This window comes from Acinetobacter amyesii (assembly GCF_002018365.1).
GTDB lineage: Bacteria > Pseudomonadota > Gammaproteobacteria > Pseudomonadales > Moraxellaceae > Acinetobacter > Acinetobacter amyesii.
Window position 1 is genome coordinate 114,276 of the sequence record NZ_MVKX01000011.1, and the last position, 20,050, is coordinate 134,325.

General features: G+C 40.9%; 15 protein-coding genes and 4 tRNA genes. 4 read left to right on the top strand and 15 right to left on the bottom strand.

Going from position 1 to position 20,050, the window contains the following annotated elements; all coding sequences use genetic code 11:
- Positions 1-52: 52 nt before the first annotated feature.
- The 10 genes from B1202_RS15155 to B1202_RS15195 all read right to left on the bottom strand — a co-directional run bounded on the left by B1202_RS15155 (position 53) and on the right by B1202_RS15195 (position 12,180).
- Complete coding sequence (locus B1202_RS15155; RefSeq protein WP_078191428.1) at positions 53-946, bottom strand: LysR substrate-binding domain-containing protein; 894 nt, start codon at positions 944-946, stop codon at positions 53-55.
- Positions 946-2,151: an MFS transporter gene (locus B1202_RS15160; RefSeq protein WP_078191429.1), complete on the bottom strand. Its 1,206-nt coding sequence runs from the start codon at positions 2,149-2,151 to the stop codon at positions 946-948. The genes B1202_RS15155 and B1202_RS15160 overlap by 1 nt, the downstream gene beginning before the upstream one ends.
- A complete protein-coding gene (locus tag B1202_RS15165) occupies positions 2,148-2,744 on the bottom strand; it encodes a TetR/AcrR family transcriptional regulator (RefSeq protein WP_078191430.1) in 597 nt (198 codons plus the stop codon). Before B1202_RS15165 ends, B1202_RS15160 begins: the two co-directional genes overlap by 4 nt.
- 197 nt (positions 2,745-2,941) lie before the next feature.
- Entirely contained in the window at positions 2,942-3,463 is a 522-nt protein-coding gene (locus tag B1202_RS15170) for an acyl-CoA thioesterase (protein ID WP_078191431.1), read from the bottom strand.
- 280 nt (positions 3,464-3,743) lie between these two features.
- Entirely contained in the window at positions 3,744-3,920 is a 177-nt protein-coding gene (locus B1202_RS16505; RefSeq protein WP_171262670.1) for a hypothetical protein, read from the bottom strand.
- 387 nt (positions 3,921-4,307) lie between these two features.
- Positions 4,308-5,300, bottom strand: a complete 993-nt coding sequence (locus B1202_RS15175) for a patatin-like phospholipase family protein (RefSeq protein WP_078191432.1) — start codon at positions 5,298-5,300, stop codon at positions 4,308-4,310.
- Between the two features lie 243 nt (positions 5,301-5,543).
- Positions 5,544-7,019, bottom strand: coding sequence for an alanine/glycine:cation symporter family protein (locus B1202_RS15180; RefSeq protein ID WP_078191433.1), 1,476 nt, complete (start codon positions 7,017-7,019; stop codon positions 5,544-5,546).
- Positions 7,020-7,106: 87 nt separating this feature from the next.
- Entirely contained in the window at positions 7,107-8,336 is a 1,230-nt protein-coding gene (gene gltS, locus B1202_RS15185; protein WP_078191434.1) for a sodium/glutamate symporter, read from the bottom strand.
- A gap of 722 nt (positions 8,337-9,058) precedes the next feature.
- Positions 9,059-10,333 (bottom strand): DcaP family trimeric outer membrane transporter, encoded by a 1,275-nt coding sequence (locus tag B1202_RS15190; RefSeq protein WP_078191435.1) that lies wholly within the window; start codon positions 10,331-10,333, stop codon positions 9,059-9,061.
- Between the two features lie 644 nt (positions 10,334-10,977).
- Positions 10,978-12,180, bottom strand: a complete 1,203-nt coding sequence (locus B1202_RS15195; RefSeq protein WP_078191436.1) for a multidrug effflux MFS transporter — start codon at positions 12,178-12,180, stop codon at positions 10,978-10,980.
- 135 nt (positions 12,181-12,315) lie between these two features.
- Here B1202_RS15195 and yccS point away from each other — a divergent pair, with 135 nt between their 5' ends.
- From yccS to B1202_RS15215, 4 genes are all read left to right on the top strand, one after another.
- Positions 12,316-14,484 carry a YccS family putative transporter gene (yccS, locus tag B1202_RS15200; protein WP_078191437.1) on the top strand — a complete coding sequence of 723 codons (2,169 nt, stop codon included), beginning with the start codon at positions 12,316-12,318 and terminating at the stop codon, positions 14,482-14,484.
- Between the two features lie 85 nt (positions 14,485-14,569).
- Positions 14,570-15,130, top strand: coding sequence for a YcxB family protein (locus tag B1202_RS15205; protein ID WP_078191438.1), 561 nt, complete (start codon positions 14,570-14,572; stop codon positions 15,128-15,130).
- A 188-nt stretch (positions 15,131-15,318) separates the two neighbouring features.
- Positions 15,319-18,066, top strand: coding sequence for a sulfite reductase flavoprotein subunit alpha (locus tag B1202_RS15210; protein WP_078191439.1), 2,748 nt, complete (start codon positions 15,319-15,321; stop codon positions 18,064-18,066).
- A 103-nt stretch (positions 18,067-18,169) separates the two neighbouring features.
- A complete protein-coding gene (locus B1202_RS15215; RefSeq protein ID WP_078191440.1) occupies positions 18,170-18,940 on the top strand; it encodes a YdcF family protein in 771 nt (256 codons plus the stop codon).
- A gap of 54 nt (positions 18,941-18,994) precedes the next feature.
- On the opposite strand, the gene B1202_RS15220 is transcribed toward B1202_RS15215, so the two are convergent.
- The 5 genes from B1202_RS15220 to B1202_RS15240 all read right to left on the bottom strand — a co-directional run bounded on the left by B1202_RS15220 (position 18,995) and on the right by B1202_RS15240 (position 20,031).
- Positions 18,995-19,456 (bottom strand): DUF2750 domain-containing protein, encoded by a 462-nt coding sequence (locus tag B1202_RS15220; protein ID WP_078191441.1) that lies wholly within the window; start codon positions 19,454-19,456, stop codon positions 18,995-18,997.
- 97 nt (positions 19,457-19,553) lie between these two features.
- Positions 19,554-19,629 (bottom strand) — tRNA-Val (locus B1202_RS15225).
- 98 nt (positions 19,630-19,727) lie between these two features.
- Positions 19,728-19,804 (bottom strand) — tRNA-Asp (locus tag B1202_RS15230).
- 43 nt (positions 19,805-19,847) lie between these two features.
- Positions 19,848-19,923: transfer RNA gene (locus tag B1202_RS15235), tRNA-Val, on the bottom strand.
- Between the two features lie 31 nt (positions 19,924-19,954).
- Positions 19,955-20,031, bottom strand: a tRNA-Asp gene (locus B1202_RS15240).
- Between the last annotated feature and the right edge of the window lie 19 nt (positions 20,032-20,050).

Consider the following 20,050-nt stretch of genomic DNA (forward strand, 5'->3'; position numbering starts at 1 on the left):
AAGCGCTTAATTCGGGATTTTTTGTTTAAATTTTAGGGCAATATTTAAAGGCTTAGAAAAAGCCCATATAGAACTGCTCTTTTAAGACTTTTAAAATCAATTCGATTGCATCATTTTTACGATCTTTTCGATAGCTCGCATACAAACCAATGGTCGGTAACGGTTCAACCGTACTTTTAACCAATATTTTATCACCGAGCAATGGAATGACATAAGACGGCACCAAACTCCAACCGACACCCATTCCCACCAAATTGACATTTAACAAAATATTGGTCGAATGCTGTACCAAGTTCACATTCAGTTTATTTTGCTTAAAGAAATCTTGAATAATTCGGTATAGCTCAGGTGATGAGTGTTCATCACTAATAATAAAATCCTGATTATTCATGTTTTTAATGCTAATGTGCCGCTGTTCTGCCACAGGCGAATTTTTCGGTACAATCAGCGCCAAAGGCTCAGTAAAAATCTGAACAGATTCTATATCAGGGCTTTCTTCGACATAACGGGTAAAGGCAATATCAATCTCCCCTTTACGCACTGCACTGATCTGATCGACATCCATTAAGCTATGAAAATGGATTTTTAACTCAGGAAACTGAGCACGGATATTCGGCATGATATAAGGAAAGACCTTCATTTCAGCCACAGGAACAAAGCCGATATTCAGTTGCTCTTTACTGAGCTGCGCAATTTGACGCGCATCTATCATGGCTTTTTCAGCATGTTCTAAACTCAAACGCGCTTCTTTTAAAAAGGCCTGACCTTCTGCAGTCAGCTCAACTTTTCGGTTGGTTCGCATCAATAATTGCACCCCAACTTCCTGTTCTAAGTCTTTAATTTGCTGACTTAAAGAAGGTTGCACAGTACACATTCGCTGCGCAGCCTTGGTAAAATTTAGCTCTTCGGCAACCGCAACAAAATATCGTAGATGTCGTAATTCCATTATTCAGCTCCTAAAGCACTGCGTTTAAATTGGTTTGCCACGAATAGACGATACATCCACAAAGTGAACAGCACCATCACCGCACAAAATAAATAGGTTGCCTGAAATCCAAAGTATGCAATCAGCACACCCATAATGACCGAACCGACAGCAAGGCCAATATCAAACAAGGCAAAAAAGGTGGATATTGCATGCCCCATTCGGGCTTTTTCTACCGTTTGAATCGCGACCGTTTGCAGGCATGGGAACACTGAACCGTAGCCGATGCCCATAAAAACTGCCGATATCCAAAGCACCCATTGATTCGTGAGAAAACTCACAACCACCAAACCAATGGCAAAGCAAATAAAGGATGGATAGATGACTGCACTCGGGCCTTTACGATCATAGACTTTGCCAACCCAAGGACGGACGATCAACATCGATACGGCAAAGACAATAAAAAAGATACTGGTATAAGCAAGTAAATGCTTCAGTTCAGCATAAGCAGTGATAAAACTCATCACACTCGAATATGCAAATGCGGTCAGCAATGCCACAAAACTGATGGCAAGTACCCGTGTTTCAATCACATCACGCCATTGGATGGCTGCGGAATGGCTCGCTTGATCACTTGATTTAAGCTGTACGTGTTCTTGTATTTGAACTAACCACGTAAAAATATAGCCCACTGCAACCAAGAAGGCTAATACTGCAAATAAGGTACTAAAACTGCTGAATTGAATCATGCTCAGCGCTAAAAATGGCCCGATCACCACGCCTAAGTTGGTCGACATGACAAAGTAACCCATGCCTTCGCCTTTTCGATGTTCTGGGATGTAATCATTTACGATGGGAACATTGACCGTGGTTAATATACTGAACCAAAAACCATGTAAAAAACGAATGACCAACAACGTCCACATGCTGTCAATCCACAAATAACTCAGCGAAAAAACAACAAAAATAAAGCCTGAAATACGCACAGAATTGGCTTTACCAAAACGCTCAATGATCATGCCGGAAAAAGGACGAATCGCAATGGATGACACCAAAAATAGCGTCAAAGCCATACCCGCTTGCTGAATCGAACCACCCAATTCTTTCATAATATAAATGGGTAATATGGTCAGCAGCGCAAAGTAATAGCTAAATAAAAACAAGTTATTACACAGACAAAAAACAAAAGACTTGTTCCATAGCGATGCCTGATGTTGAGTAGTCATGAGGTCATTGCCTCGCTGCTACGCGTGGCTTGGGACTGCATAAAAATCGGGTTTAGCGCCAACTGCACGAGTCGCTTGATATAGTCTTCATCTGGCTGGGTATTAAAGAAAATGATCTGATAATGAATTGGGCCGTACAACATGTCCAACATAAGTTCGAAAGGATAATCCGCGCGAATTTCGCCTCGTTGAATGGCCAATTGGATCAGTTCACGTGTGGCTTCTCGTCGAGGTAATAAATACTGTTTAAAAAACTCACCCGCCGCTTCACGATGCTCCGCCAAAACCACGAGCAATGCTCGACCCACGTGCTGATTTAAAGCCCGTGATAGTTTGAGCAATTGTTGATTTAGATTGAACTCTAAACTTTCAGATAAATTGAGTTCAAATACCGACGCAGTGTGCGCTTTAAAAGCATCGAAAACCAGATCGGACTTATGCTTCCACCAACGGTAAATTGTCGATTTTCCCACGCCTGCGCGAGCCGCAATATCTTCAATGGTCATGCTTCGATAATCACTTTCCGCCAAAGCATCTGTGACCGCTTGTAAGATACATTGCTTACGCCGAGAAGTTTTTTCAGTTTCACTCATAATTTATAAAAACGAAACGCTACGTATCGTTTTATATTAAACAGTATTGGACTGAATGACCATCTTTAACTGAGCTTCGAAGAATAAACTTTAGTCGCACACTCGGAATTCAAATCCCAACTGCACTAACCAAACAAATTTCAGAATAAAAAAAGATCGCCTAAGCGATCTTTTCAAATATTTAGCCAGCAAAGTGATTAGCTTTGAGTCGACTTTTTATAAATACTGCAAGAAGGATGATGATTTTCCTGTAAACGTGCCACTTTACGATGTTCCGCAGCTTCGAAACGACAACGTTTCCAGTCATTATCTAGATTCAATGCCGGAATTTGTTTCGGCTTACCTTGATCGTCAACAGCAACCATTGTGAAATAGCAACTATTGGTATGACGCACTGTACGTTTTTGAATGTTCTGCGCTTCAACACGAATACCGATTTCCATAGAAGTACGACCTACATGGTTCACACTTGCAAGGAAAGTCACTAATTCACCCACGTGAATTGGTTCTTTAAAATTCACTTTATCGACTGATAGTGTCACCACGTAGCTACCAGAATAGCGACTTGCACAAGCATACGCGACTTGGTCTAACAATTTTAGAATCGTTCCACCATGCACATTACCCGAAAAATTCGCCATGTCAGGAGTCATTAAAACTGACATCGATAATTCTGACTGGTCGTCTAGTGCATTCGCAATTTGATCTAATGGGGACATCTTGTTTCTCTAGACTCGTGATATAACAATGATTAATGTGATTATTATATAGATTTTAATCAAGATTAAATGTTCAAATCGGCAAAAAAACCATCATTATTATTTATAGTGATCATACCATCATTCAGTAAAATATATATCGATAACGATATACACCCGATAAACAAGTATTTATCGCGCTATCTATCAGTTTTTTAATCCAAGCTATGCTGTGTTTTATATTTAAAACATATTCATTAAAACGCGTAGTTCATCGATTCAACATAGCACGGCATTAAACTTAATCTTCTAAGACTTTTAACATCTCGAAAGATACGTTGTCATAGCTGGTTTTTTGTCCACCATCATTGGTACTTTCTAGCGTGTAAGAATTATCTACATGTACATGAGTGACAATAAATACGCTCTCTTCCATCATCGCAAGCTTTACTTTTTGTCCTACATCAAGCGTTTTCATCTACAGCCACCTTTAAAATATTTATTGGTTTTAAGTATTAATAACCTGATGATATTCTAAACACTTCAACAGTATTGGTAAACGTAAGCACATGAATAAAAACGCTAATATAGGTATATACTCTTAAAATCTACGTAAAACCAATTAATATGATTTTCTTAATTAATTTCAAATAATTAACTGTATATTTTCTTATTATTACGATTTTTATATTTGGCAAATCTTTTGATTAAGACCTAAAACCAATCAACATCCAATATATTAATGATTACTAGATACTATTGAGCATGGGAAAAGCTGAGAGCAAAAATTAAAATACTTTACCGAAATAAAAATGCACCCTGCTAGGTGAACAGGATGCATGTCAATTTACGGGATCGTACCAGCCTAGTCTTTGGCCGCTAAATAAGGAATATGATGTCCCTTGCTGTATTGATGTTCAGCATAGACCCGAGAAATCTCTCCAAGTTTTTCTAAGGTTGCCTCTTCACCTGCAAGCATCGTCGCTTCACGCCCTTTCACATCAAATATATGTGCTTTTTCACGTAAATCAGGTTGAATCACAATGTCTGCTCGCTTGAGTTCTTCTTGAGCTAAACGATTTTGCATAATATTGATATTTTGATTAAACAAACCCCAAACATTTGACGTTTCGGTATGAATCGGTCGCGCCAAAATATCCACTGCAATAATAATATCTGCCCCTAAATCGCGTGCAACGTCTACAGGAACTGGGCTGACCAAGCCACCATCGACATATTCTGTGTCTTCAATAATCGTTGGAATGAACATACTCGGAATCGACACCGAAGCACGAACAGCCTGTCCCGTATTGCCATAATTGAACACGACTTTTTTGCCATCCTTTAACTCGGTTGCCACCACATACATTGGGGTTTTTAGCAACTCTAAAGGCACGTCATCAACCTGCTCATTGATATAATCTTCAACTTTTTTACCATCAAAAAAGCCTTTTTTGTCCAAGCGTATTTCTCGAACATCATTGGCTTTCATATTTAAAGCGATATCTCTTAACTCATTGGCAGTTTTACCTGATGCATAGATTGAACCTACAATACTACCCGCACTGGTTCCGACAATGAAATCTGGGTGTATTCCCTGCTGTTCAAGTATCTGAATGGCGCCAATGTGTGCATAACCACGTGCCCCACCACTCCCTAAAACCAAAGCAACAATCGGACGCTTTTCCTGCTTTTTCACTTTTTTAAAGTCAATGCGGTTATTCGCCACCTGTGCAGGTGCTGCTGTATAAGTTCGAATTTGTGAGGTTGTTTCAGCGCTGATCGTTTTTGAGCCCACACTTTGACAACCCACAAGGCTGATTGCGAATGCAGTCATCAAAACAGTTATGCTTTTCATTGAGAGATATTCCAAATGCAACTCGAGATTTGAAGAGAAAAAGTAGTCTAATCAGTCCGCATTCACGTCACTGTTATTATTCGTTAATACCGATGATTGATGCACATTATATTGAGATACAACCTAGAAAGTCATTGGCTGTCAAAGTTTCAATGTCTAGCAGAATTTCCACATCAGGATTCAAGCCCTTGTCTAGCAAAAAAAGCCCCGACAACGGAGCTTTTTTAAAGTTAATTTTTGACTTTACCAAATATCGGAATTAACACGATCCTTATATTTTGGATGTTCATCCATCTTAAACACAGGCTCTTTTACACCCCGTTTTAACTGTGAAGTATAGTCTTTCATCAGCATTAATATGAATGGAGTCAGCAATAAAATTGCAAAGAGGTTAATACTCGCCATCACGCCCATGAAGAGATCCGCTAAGTTCCAAATCAGTGGCACACTCATGATTGAACCAAAGTACACCATCATGAGGACGAATACGCGGAATACAAACATGACCTTAGGATTGTTATTGATAAACTGCACATTACCTTCAGCATAAGCATAGTTACCGATTACTGAAGAATAAGCGAATAAGAACAAGATGATGGCAAGGAAGTCATCTCCCCATGCACCAATCTGGCTTTCCAGCGCCATTTGCGTCAAAGCAACGCCCTCAAATCCTGCATTTTCATACAAGCCAGATGCCAAAATAATGATCGCCGTACAGGTACACACCACAAATGTATCGACAAAGACACCGAGCATTTGAACCAAGCCTTGATTGACGGGGTGTTTAACATCTGATGCTGCTGCTGCATTGGGCGCAGAACCCATACCCGCTTCATTCGAGAATAAACCACGTTTAATCCCCTGCATCATTGCCATAGAAACCATGGCACCGAAAAAACCACCTGCCGCAGCATCAAACTCAAAGGCTTTACTGAAAATTAACTGGAAAATATCTGGGAGAATCGCAAAGTTAGCAAATGCCACATACAGTGCTACAGCGAGATAAAGCAACGCCATGAAGGGTACAAAACTCTCTGCAACTTTGGCAATGCGTTTAATTCCGCCAAAAATAATCAAAGCAGTAATGAACACCAAGAACAAGCCCACCCAAGAAATTTCAAAACCGAAACCACCTAAGTCTAAAATGATATTGGCTTTATCCCAGCCCCACGCATGTGAGGTCGCACCGGTAATCGCATTGGCTTGCACCGCGTTAAAGACAAAACCGTAGGTTGAAATCAGTGCAATGGCAAAAACCACGCCTAACCACTTTTGCTTTAAGCCTTGCGTGATGTAATACGCTGGACCACCACGGAATTGCTGATTTTGCGTATCACGCACTTTGAAGAGCTGTGCAAGTGACGATTCCACAAATGCAGAACTCATGCCTAAAAATGCGGTAAACCACATCCAGAACACTGCACCCGGGCCACCAATCGCAATGGCAATTGCAACACCTGCGACATTACCCACACCGACACGACTTGCCAGTCCCGTCACAAAGGCTTGGAATGGTGTAATCCCATGCTCATCATCGCCTTCTTTACGGCTAGATTTCATTACTTTAATACTATGAAAAAATAGACGAATCTGAACTGCGCCAGTGATTAAGGTATAGAAAATACCAACCGCCACTAAGAATACGACTAAGAAATCCCAAAGCGGATCATTAAAAACTTTTACCCAGCTCATCAGGGTTTCGTTTAACTGTTCATCCATCGTGCTCAACCTAAAAATTGTCTTATTGTTTTCAATACTTGATTAAAAAAACATGCCCCAGCTAGTGGGGCACATATGACCGTAAAATTAACCGAAAATCTGTAACATGGTTTGAATCACCACGACATTGACTAGGTCAATAAAAAATGCACCAACCAATGGCACAATTAAGAATGCGCGATGCGATGGGCCATACATACGCGTAATGGCTTGCATATTGGCAATCGCATTTGGCGTTGCACCCATACCAAAACCACACAGACCCGCGGCTAAAACAGCAGAATCATAGTTCTTACCCATGACACGGAACGAAACGTAAATCGCAAAGACCCACATTGCTACAGACTGTGCAATTAAGAGCACTAACATTGGAATCGCAAGATCTGCCATTTGCCAAAGCTTAAGTGAAACCAAGGCCATTGCAAGGAAAAGTGCTAAAGCCGTATTACCAAAGACATCGATTGAACGATCAAAAATTTCACGTTTAAAACCAGTCTCTAAGACATTACGTAGCAAGATACCGCCACCCAAAGCCCAGACGAAAGTTGGCAACTCGAAAATTGTACCAACAGTGATGTTTTTCATAATCTCTGCAATAGCCAAAGCAAATGCAAACATCCCTAAAGTGACGATGGCATTATCCGCAGTAATCAAACGGACTTTTTTTGGTGCTTCGAAAATATATTCACTATCGGCAATCGGCTTGTTGTCATTGTCTTTTTGCGTTTCTTCAGTCAATGGCTTAGCCAAATCATGCTTTTTGATGAGGTAACGCGCCAATGGTCCACCCATCAAGCCACCCACGATCATACCGAAGGTTGCACTCGCAATACCCATCGGTAAGGCACCTTCAACCGCGTATTTGGTCTCAAAAATCGGGCCCCATGCACCTGCTGTACCCAGTCCGCCTACCAAGGCAATTGAACCTGCAATAATCCCCATCAATGGGTCAAGACCCACCGCACTTGCGACAACCATGCCGACAGCATTTTGAATCACCACAAAAACTGAAATAGCAACAAGGAAGATAACCAGCGGCTTACCACCTTCTTTCAGTTTGGCAAAATTGGCACTCAAACCAATCGAGGCAAAGAACATCAACATGAAGGTATCTTGCATCGGTTTATTGACGGCAATGGTATAACCTAGAAATTGATGAATGAGAAAAAAGATAATCGCACCAACCAAACCACCTGCAACGGGCTCAGGAATGTTGTACTTGGTCAAAAAAGGAATGTGTTTATTCAGAAACCGTCCGATATAGAGCACTAACACTGCAAGCATCAGACTAAATGTCGGATTTAAAATATAATCCATATAAAACTTCCTAAAATTGTTAGCTTTACTCTTATGTATGCTTTTTCAGGTCAATTTCATCTCTGCGAGGTATATGGACCTTGATTATTCTGAAGTCATATCACAGGCTAATCCCTGAATTTAGGTGAAAAACTATTCAACCTCAAATCCATATTAGTGAGCAATTTGACTTAATTTCAATCAAAATTATAAAAAGCATACAAAGCAAAAAAAATCCGGCGTCAAGTTAAATAAGAGCGTCGATTCATCACGAAAGCGTACATAAATCAGGAAATTTAACTTCTTTCTTTTTGCATTAAAGTGCGTCTTGAGTCTTTAACATTTACCACGTTAAAGCGGGCTTTCAAGGCACTTTATTCAGCTAAGAAATAAAGTCGCGCTCATCAAAAGTCGCACATTATGCGTGGAGTGAAATAAAATTTCAGCACTTTTTATTACAAAAAGTTAATTTTCCTATAATTTAAAGTTATATCTAATTGTTTTTATTTAAATGCATTCGCATTTTTTATCTATATAAAATATTAAAGATTTGAACATGATGCCCCTATAGGACGTGGTTCAACGCCTGCTTTAACCAGTACGACATCATGACTCAGGCGATTTAGTGAATCCATCTGTTTAGTGCTGTGGGTTCATTTACATTGATATATCCCCTTTTTAAACAAAAAAAAAGCCTGAACTGAGTCAGGCTTTTTTGATCGATTCTGATCGATGATTTGAGCTTAGAAGCTATATTTAGCCATTAAGCCAACGCGGTCATCGTTATAAGATTCACCCGCAAAGTTTTTGCGTTTACCGTTCACATATTCCAAGCCAAGTTCAACTGGTTTTACAGGTGCGTAAATAAAGTTAATCCAAGCTTGCTGTGCTTCTTCGTTCGCATTTGAGTTAGATGCATCTTTCGCATACGCGCTGCCATCATCCGCAAATAGCGCACCGTAAGCTAAAGTCGAACGTAGTTTTTCATTAAACTTATAAGTTGCACCCACTTGTACAGCAGTGAATTTATTTTGCTCGATGTTGCCATCTACAACAGAGTAAGCAGAGTTAGAACCATATAAATAGTTGCTGTTACCTTCTGTATACGAGACATCACCATTCAATTTCAATTGATCAGTCACTGCATAAGATGCACCCGCTGCTACACCCCAAGCTGTTTCTGTATCATCCGCAGCTTTAGATTTGTAGTTTTCAACCAATGCACGAGCTGAAGCGGTACCTTTACCTGCGGCAAAACCTTGAGTCACTTTGGCAGTTAAGTTTGGAAGACGATAAGTTGGATCTGCAGTAACAGTCCCTTTACTATCCCCTTCTTCCGCAGAAACAAATAATTGAGTATCTGGAGCTAATTTGTAGTTGTAACGAACTTGAGGAATACGTGTAGTACCACCACCCAAGTTGGTATTGAAATCAATCATTTCCGGTGCATGGCTAGACAAGAAGTTAGATGTCGTTTGACCAAATAACCAGTTGTTAAAGGTTAAGTAACCGTGACGTAAACGAAGTCCATCATTTGAACCACTTGCATCTGCAAAGTCGACTTCAATTTTACCGCCCACTTTATTATCACCACCGACAGGTGCTGTAAAATCTAAACCAAAACGTGTGGTTTTTGCAGTTGCGCGAAGTTTATCTCGTGCTTCTTCTTTAGAGGTATGTACGTTGTTGAAGTCGTTATCCGCACCTTCAATAATATAGTTCGCATCACCACGAACAAAACCGTAAAGGCTTACATCTGCACCTGTTTTAGATTTTAAGCTTGCAGCTGGAGTAGCTGGTGGTGGTGCAACAGGACGCGCTTTAACTTGCTGAATCTCTGTTTGTTGCTGTTGTTGAACTTGCTGCTGCGCTTTAATCAAACTTTTCAGTTCTGCAACTTCTGCACGTAATTGTTCAATTTCAGAAGTATTGCTGCCTGCATGAGCCATTGAGACCGTTGCCAAACTCATGGCAACAACAAGGGTTTTCATTGGGTGGAATACAGTTTGAGTTTTCATCCTAAGCTCTCTATTGTCCTGTCATTGTTGTATGCCCTAACTCTGGGCGCTTTGTTATTCGCCTATTTGAGCGGACAAATTTCAAGCTGCATATCCGTGCTTTAGTCGCATTAAAGCCCCAACTTGTAGCCCCCAATAACGAAATACTTGAAAGCAAAAAGCAAAAACGCTGAATCCATCACTGAAAATAGACTGAAATATTTAGTTAAATTTCGGACTTAGCCGATTCAGATGGCAAAAAAGCTCAACACCCATACCTTAAAGGTAAAATTTCATACCCTATAGGTATGTCATAAAAACGATAAAATCCGACACATTACCGATAGAGGCATTCGATAGATAGTGATTCAGCATAAAGCACTGTGTTTAATGCAAATAATACTTATTTATCAGTTGCTCTATTTCATTAAGATGGGACAACAGCGATCCACCGTTTCACTTTTTATTTTCAAGTGGATGATTGTTTAGATATAAATTTCGAGCAAACAGCAATTGAGCTCAAGGTACGAAAAATAGCGCCATCATTGAAAGTTATGGATGATGAACATTTATAATGAGTGACACGGATATTTGATCAATAATACACGTACGTTGATGACCGACGTTTAAGTCAAACCAACTAAACGTCATCACCTGCATTCAGCTCACCCCATCGTTGAAGCTTTTAAACTACGCATAGTAATCATTGCAACAACCACAAATAGCAGCATAATCAGGGCCATATTGATTAGCGCTGACCATACTAAAAAGTTCAAAAACACTCCGGCCAATAGACCACAGGCAAATTGCATACTTCCCATAATGGCACTGGCTGTGCCAGCTCGTGAGCCTTGTTCAGACATCGCCAATGCCATCGCATTTGGCCCAGTGAAGCCGATTGAAGCAACACATAAGAACATGCCAAACATTACAACAATGATAGAGGAAAGATGAAATAATCCTGCCGCCAATAAGATCAGCACACCACACAATTGAAGTGCATTACCCAATTGCAAACGATGGCGAACATCCAGTCGATTGGCAAGTTTCTTGTTGAGGGTCGAAAACACCATAATCCCTAAAGCATTCGCACCAAATACATAAGCAAATTGCTGTTGGCTCAGTCCATAACCATCCATCAAAATGGCAGATGAGCCACTGATATAACAAAATAAAATTGCGCCAGAAAAACAGCCTGTGAGCATCGGTTTGCGGAAGCTTTCATCCTGCAAGATGGCACTATATAAGCCTAAGACTTGTTTCAAACTTAAGTTTAAGCGTCGCTCAACAGGCAGGGTTTCTTGAAAGAAAAAATGTACACAGAAAAGACAAAAAATACCGACAAGTACCAATACCGCAAAGATGTATTGCCATTCAAACACCTGCAAAACCCATGCGCCTAAAGTAGGTGCAATGATCGGTGCAATTGTTGTCACGACCATCATACTGGCAAAGGCTTGAGCAGAAGCTTGCATACTTAAGCGATCACGAATTGCGGCACGGGCAATCACCACACCGACACAACCACCCAAGGCTTGCAGAACGCGAGCTGCGATCAAGCTCCATTCACTATTGGCAAAGACACACAGAAAACTGGCACAAATATATAAAACCAAACCGAAATATAGCGGTGCTTTACGCCCAATGCGGTCGCTGACTGGGCCATAAATTAACTGGCCAATCGCCAAACCCAAGAAATACGCTGGAAGACTATTGGCCACTTGTTGCGTTGTCACACCAAAATCGTCGGCCATTTGAGGTAAAGCCGGCAAATACATATCGATTGAAAGTGGCCCCAAAGCAGTGAGCAACGCCAATAAGACGATCCAGCGTTGAGAAAATTCCTTTTGTGATTCGACGCGTTTCATAAGAATAATTCATTTATCGCAAGCAAGTTTTGCAGACAAGTTTACACTGCACATAGTATTATTTCTTGGCTTCAATGTGAAAATTCACACGATACACATTGCTTACTGCCCCATCGCTTTAGCAAAGGAAAAATTTTGAACGCCTGGCTCGCACGACTGAAACAAGCAACCTATAACACGACCTTTATGTATAACTTGCGCATGGTCATTGCCTTCGCAGGAACAGCCTTTGTCCCATATTTTTTAGATCAGCAATTGATGACCATTCCCCTCACCTTGGGTGTTGTTGCTGCAGGTCTTAGTGATATCGATGACCGCTTTTCAGTCCGCGTGCTCAATCAAATTTATACCTATATCGGGTTCTTTGTTACTGCGGTATCCATTTATCTGTTGTTCCCTCATCCAATTTTATTTGCATTGGGCCTGATCGTTTCTTGTATCGGTTGGATTCTTTTGGGTTCATTGGGTCGTCGCTATGCCACCATTTCTTATGGTTGTTTGGTGATCTCCGTATATTCCATGCTTGGGGTCGAACTTTTTGAAAATTGGTACACACAAGCGGGTTTATTGGTCATCGGTGCGATGTGGTACGGACTGCTCTCTACCTTGAGCTTTCTACTGTTTCCTGTACGTCAAGTTCAGGACAAATTGGCGCAAAGTTATTCGTCTCTAGGTGACTTCTTATTTGCAAAATCTAACTTGTTCGATGTCGATATGACACCCGAAAGTTATCAGCAAAGTTTGATTGAGCTTTCACTAGAAAATGGCAAATTAATTGGCATTTTCAACGATATGAAAACGGCCTTATTAACGCGTTTAAAAGGTGACCGTGGACAAAAAGATACGCGTCGTAGCCTGCAATATTATTTTGTCGCGCAAGACATTCATGAACGTGCCGATTCCGCACATATTGATTATCAAAAATTGACCCGTATTTTTGAACATAGTGATATTTTATTTCGCTTTCAACGTGTGCTTTCGATTCAAGGTAAAGCTTGTAAAGATTTGAGTATCAGCATCTTACAGCGAAAACCTTATCATCATAATCAACGTTTTAAACATGCGTTCCATAATCTAAAACTGTCACTCGAAAAGCTGCGTGAAGAACAAAAATACGATGAAGTTTGGATCAACTCTTTATTTGCTTTATACCAAAACCTAAAAGGCATCGATGCACAATTACGCAACGTCGAAACTGAGCGTTATATTGACCGACAAGCCCTGATTGAAAATCGTTTAAAAGATGATGATTTAAAAGGTTGGGATGACATCGTCATTCGATTCAAACAACATTTGAGTCCTGAGTCGGTGCTGTTCCGTCATGCTGTGCGTTTATCGACCGTGTTATTTATTGGTTATATTTTTGTCCAAGTGACCAATATCAGTTATGGCTATTGGATTTTATTAACCGCCCTCTTTGTCAGCCAGCCGAACTTTAACGCCACCAAGCGCCGCCTCTATTTACGTATCATTGGCACCTTGGTCGGGATTATTTTAGGTTATGCGATTTTATATTTTGTCCCTTCTGTCGAAGGTCAGTTACTACTACTCATTTTAAGTGGCGTACTATTTTTTGAATTACGCAGTAAGCAATATGCACAAGCCACTGCATTTATTACCATTTTGGCGCTGATCAACTTTAACTTAGATGGAATGGGTTTTGCTGCAGCAATGCCGCGTATGATTGACACGCTCATTGGTTGTGCCTTGGCATGGTTTGGTGTGAGTTTCATTTTCCCTGACTGGAAGTTTCGTCGCCTGCCTCGGACCATCAGCCGTTCGATTCAAGCGCAGTGTGATTATTTGGCTGAAGTGGTTGAACAATACAAATCTGGTCGTAATAACGGGTTGAATTATCGTGTGGTCCGTCGTGCAGCCCATAATACCGATGCAGAAGTGGCTTCACTGATTTCCACTTTAGCCACCGAACCCGATACCGATCCGACTCAAAAAGCTTTGGCCTTTGAGTTTTTGTGCCTCAATCATACCTTTATTAGTTATATCGCAGCCTTAGGTGCGCATCGTGAAAAAATTCAAGATCAACAGGTCTTAACCTTATTGGATAAAGCCACAGATGACATTCAAGGTGCATTGCTGCGTGACGAAGTACCGGACTTAACGGCGCAAAATATGTTGCAAGAAATTCGTCAGCGTTTGTCTCAAAACAGTGAGGAAGATCAAAAATCCTTAATCGTGCTACAACAGCTTTCTTTAATGTTTAACGTGTTGAACCAATTTAGCCAATTGAAACAAAATCTCAGTCATGAGCATGATCAAGCATCGACTGAATTGGCTTCGCTATAATTTGGATGATTTTGGAACAATATACTCACTGAATTGGTATAAATAATGCTAAACTTTTTACAGTTTTAAATCTGTTACTTTCACTATGACCGCAAAAAATTTATATGCCTACACGCTAGAGCCAGTGGCTTATGAAATTTCTGAAGAAGAACAACGTTATGCTCAACTTGTTCTGTCTCGCAGTAACTTCAAAATTGGCAAAAAAGCATGGCTAATTATGGGTGCAATTCTTGCACTGGCACTCTTGGGCCTCATCTTTATTAAGAACTATTCAACAGTATTTTGCTGGGTAGCTATTGTCTGTGTTGTGATTTACTTCCTTGTACGTAAATTCGGTATCGAGTGGTATGCGAAACGCAAACTGAACGAAGTCCCTGTACAAGAAATTAAAGGCATTCGCATGGGTGTTCAGCCGCATGGGATCTCTATGCAGCAACGTATGGGCGCAAACATGGGGACGATGACTGTCGGTTGGAAAGACATTCATGAATGGTATGACACTAAAGACTTCATCCTTTTAAACTTTAAAGTGAAGGGTCAAGACGGTGCATACATTTTGCCTAAACGTATGGATAGCAAGAAGTTTCCATTTTCGACCATTCGTAAACACTTAAATGAAACTGTAGGCCCAGCTAAAGCAATTTAAGCCAAACAGACATTTGTGTATAAAAAACCTCCGCTTTTTGGAGGTTTTTTTATCTGTTTAATTTTCGAATGATCATTGATAATTACAATAATGAGAATGAATATTACTTACTTTTTCCACATTCTCTACTACATCATCGTTTATAATTCGTCGCAATTCAGCAACCTTTTATCAATATTAAATCCATCATGTTTAAGAAAACCCTTTTCCAGATTCACTGGTTCTTGGGGATTAGTGCCGGCTTAATACTCTCGCTCATGGGGGTTACAGGTGGCATTTATTCCTATGAACAGCAAATACTTAAAGCAATCAATCAGGACAGTTATGTGGTTCAGGCTCAACAGCAGCCTAAACTAACTCCTGCTGAGCTTTATCAGCACTTTAGTCAGTCTGATCCTGACATGAAAATTAACAGCATCTCTATTGCATCAGATGCTACCGCCTCAAGTACCGTGAATATTGTCAAAGAAGGTGCTCGTCGTGGCTATAACATGATGGTTAACCCCTATACAGCCGAAGTTTTACCTGAAATCAAAGGTCAAAAATTCTTCCAATTTGTACAACAGCTACACCGTAATTTAACCGTCGGACCTGTAGGTAAACAAATTACGGGCGCATGTACACTCATGCTGATTTATTTTGTATTGAGTGGTTTATATCTGCGCTGGCCAAAAAGACATTCTGTAAAACAATGGCTTGCAGTTAAACCAAAGCTCAAAGGACGTAATTTCCTGTGGGATCTACATGCTGTCGTCGGCACATGGGTAATTATTTTCTATCTGATTTTGGCATGTACAGGTTTGTATTGGTCTTATGACTGGTGGCGTAATGGCATGTTTAAAGTCATGGGCGTTGAACGTCCACAGCCCCAATTGCAAGAAGGTCCAAAAACGAATGGACAACCTGCTGAACAGGTGGGTGAAAAGCAAAATAGCGAAAAACAACGTGGTGAAAAGCAAGGTGGTGAAAAACAAGGTGGTGAAAAACAAGCCACTGCAGCAGGACAAACTCGTGGTGAACACCAAGCACGTTCTGAAAGTAACCCTGCAACTTCTGGTCCCTCTGAACACGGCTCGCAAGAAAACAAACAAGGTGCTGAAGGTCGCGGAGAAAAACGTGGTCTAAAACCAGAACAAGTGAATATTGCCCTTACGCAAAGTTGGAATGGCTTTAATCAAAATATTGGTCGTGAATACTCAAGTGTCACTTTTAATATTCCGAAAAAAGCCAATGGTGAATTAGAAATTAACTTTGTGGATACCGTCCCTCAACATGAGCGTGCACGTAACAAAGCGACTTATAACTACCAAACGTCTGCTCTCACCGATATTGAGTTATACGAAGATAAAAAGTTAAATGAAAAAATCATGACCAGCATGTTACCTGTGCATCGTGGTAGTTTCTTCGGACCGATTTATCAGTTCTTTGTGGTTATTGCATCCCTCATGATGCCACTATTCTTTGTCACAGGATGGATGCTCTATCTCAAACGTCGTAAACAGAAAAAACTGACACAGCAAGCCCGTCAAAGCTTAGCACCAGTTACCATCGACCCAAATGCACAGCCTTGGTTAATTTGCTATGCATCACAAACAGGTCAGTCTGAACAATTGGCATGGCGTACAGCAACAAGCTTACAAGAGGCTCTTCAGCCTGTCACAGTGAAAGCTGTTCAGCAACTTTCAGCAGATGACTTAACGCAAGCCGCTCAGGTTCTATTTGTTGCAAGTACCTATGGCACTGGCGAAGCGCCTGACCTCGCTTCAAGCTTTGAACGTAAACTGATGACACAGAGCCTCGATTTGAGTCATGTTCAGTTTGCCGTATTAGCTTTAGGTTCAGAAGAATATCCAGATACTTTCTGTAGCTTTGGTCATACGATTCATCGCTGGATGCAAAGCAATGCTGCGAAGCCCCTGTTTGACACGATTGAAGTCAATAATGGCGACACCCAAGCCATTCAAGCATGGAATAGCGCTTTAGCCAAAGCAACTAAACTTGAACTTCAGCACATGCAAATTGAAAAAACTTTTGATGCATGGACATTGACCAAACGTGATCTGCTCAACCCGAACAGTTTAGGTGCACCTGCATTTAATATTGAGTTAAAACCTCAACATGAAGCCAGCTGGCAAGCGGGTGATATTGCAGAGATTCAGCCAGGTAATAGTGCTGAACGTATTGCAAACTTCATGCAAAAGTACCAGATTCAAAGTCAGCAAGTGGTTGATTCTACTCAGCAACGCATTGAAGATGCATTATGGGATCGTAACCTAAATACGGATGTTGAACCATTTGCCAATCTTGATCATTTGCTCGAACAGCTTCCACCGCTTCCAACTCGCGAATACTCCATTGCCAGTATTCCAAGTCAGCAAGTATTACGCTTAGTGGTACGTCAGCAGTCCAATGCGGATGGTGAGCTTGGTTTAGGCTCAGGGTGGTTAACACAACATGCAGCGATCAATAGCACACTACAACTGCGTATTCGTACCAATGAATCATTCCATTTGATCGCCGATAATCGTCCTGTGATTTGTATTGGTAACGGTACCGGTATTGCTGGTTTACTCAGCTTATTACATGCACGCGTTCGTCAGGACTATACGCAAAACTGGCTGATTTTTGGTGAGCGCCAACGCGCACATGATTTCTTTTATCAAGACATCATTGAAGCATGGCAAAACACAGGCTTAGTACAACGCATAGACCTCACCTTCTCTCGTGATCAAACGGAGAAACGCTATGTGCATCATGACCTACGTGATCAAGCATCCTTACTAAAATCATGGGTAGAACAAGGTGCCGTGATCTACGTTTGCGGTAGTATCAACGGTATGGCAACGGACGTTGACCACGCACTGATTGATATATTAGGTGAAGATGTCGTGGCTGAACTGCGTCAAGCTGGACGTTACCGTCGTGATGTTTACTAATAAGATGTTTACTAATCAATAGCCCAACTTAAAACCAGACCTCGTGTCTGGTTTTTTTCACGCTATACTTAGGCCAAATACGGATACTGCTTTAATTTTTTGAATGAAAAGAATACTACTGCTTTGTTTAGGCTTGCTGCTCTGTGTAGATGCCATTTGGTTGCTTACATTAGATAAAATTCATTTAGGCATCCTTTTACCCTTAGTCATTGGGTGTATTTTTCTTTTATCGGGACTATTTCCAACGCAAATTCAAAATATTTTAGATCAATACCCTAAACTCAAAAGGCTCTGGTGTGCGGCATGGTGGTTGTTTTGGCTTTGGCTATTGAGCCTTTTACTGTTTTTTGCGTATTTACACTTCAATAGCCAGCAATCCAAGCCATTTACTTCCGTCCAAGCCATCATCGTTTTGGGTAGTGGTATTGAAAATGGTCAAGCCTCTCCAACCTTAAAGGCGCGTCTCGATGCCGCAGCACCGTATGCCTTGCAACAACCCAATACTATTATGATCATGACGGGTGGTTTAGGCTTTAATGAAAAAATGACCGAATCTTCCGTCATGAAGCGCTATTTACTTCAACACTATGACATTTCAGCAGCACGCATATATGAGGAAAGTAAAAGTACCAGTACAGAACTCAACCTGATCAACAGTAAAATGATTTTAAAACAACATCAGATTTCGCTTGATGCCCCCATTGCGATTGCCAGTAGTGACTTTCATCTCCCACGTGCAAAAGCAATTGCACAAAAGTTAGGCTATACACAGGTGTATACCATTGCAGCGCCAACACCGCTGTACATCCGCTACAATTCTTGGCTACGTGAATATTTTGCCTTTTTGAGCGGTTTTGTACTCAACGAATATTAAAAAAGCCCTTGTTTGATCAGTAAACAAGGGCTTTTTTATGCTGTAAATAAACCATTAATTTAAACGAATGCTACGTGGCAATGGAATTTTAAGGTTTTCAAAGATTTCTGGGCGCTGCTGGTAGACTTGATATAAATAATTTTTAATATCTAACAGCATCTTTTCAGGTGCAACCAAAATATTTTGCCCTTCTGGGGTCAAATCTAAAGATACTGTAGTGCTCTCGCTACGTAAAAACGGAATGACTTTTTCGATAAAGTCTTTTAATGAAATTTCCTGAATTTCATAATTGGACCAATTGTCTTTAATTAATAAACGCGCTAAGCCACGATTTTGCCAAATGGCGAAGGAACGTTGACCTGTAGGTGTCGCACAAAGTGCCCAACCATCTTGATATAACGCAATCACGCCACCTTGAGCGACCATATTTTCAATAAATTGCTTATAGGTTTCTTGAGGATTGTAATTTGTAGTTTGAGTTTTAGACGCTGCCTTGCGCTGATATGGATTTCTCATAGATCACATACAATATTAAAATTATTATAGAGCGGATTCTATGTAAATCAGAAAATTTAGGCAAGCTTTTGGAGAAAGAAGTTTCTATAGAAGAATATGGTGGGCGCTGACGGGATCGAACCGCCGACATTCTGCTTGTAAGGCAGACGCTCTACCAACTGAGCTAAGCGCCCTGAGCGAAGAGTAACAAAGCGAAGCTTTGTCTGAGCACAAAAGAAAAATTGAAGATTTTTCTAAAGGCATTCTCTTGAACAGAGATTTTTAAGATAAATGGCGCAGCGGACGGGACTCGAACCCGCGACCCCCGGCGTGACAGGCCGGTATTCTAACCAACTGAACTACCGCTGCATCACGTAGTTTCTTTCGAAACACAACCAATATCATAAAGATATGGTGGGCGCTGACGGGATCGAACCGCCGACATTCTGCTTGTAAGGCAGACGCTCTACCAACTGAGCTAAGCGCCCTTAAAGGGTACAACAATTATATTCTTTGAAATGGCGCAGCGGACGGGACTCGAACCCGCGACCCCCGGCGTGACAGGCCGGTATTCTAACCAACTGAACTACCGCTGCATCGCAAAAAATATGGTGG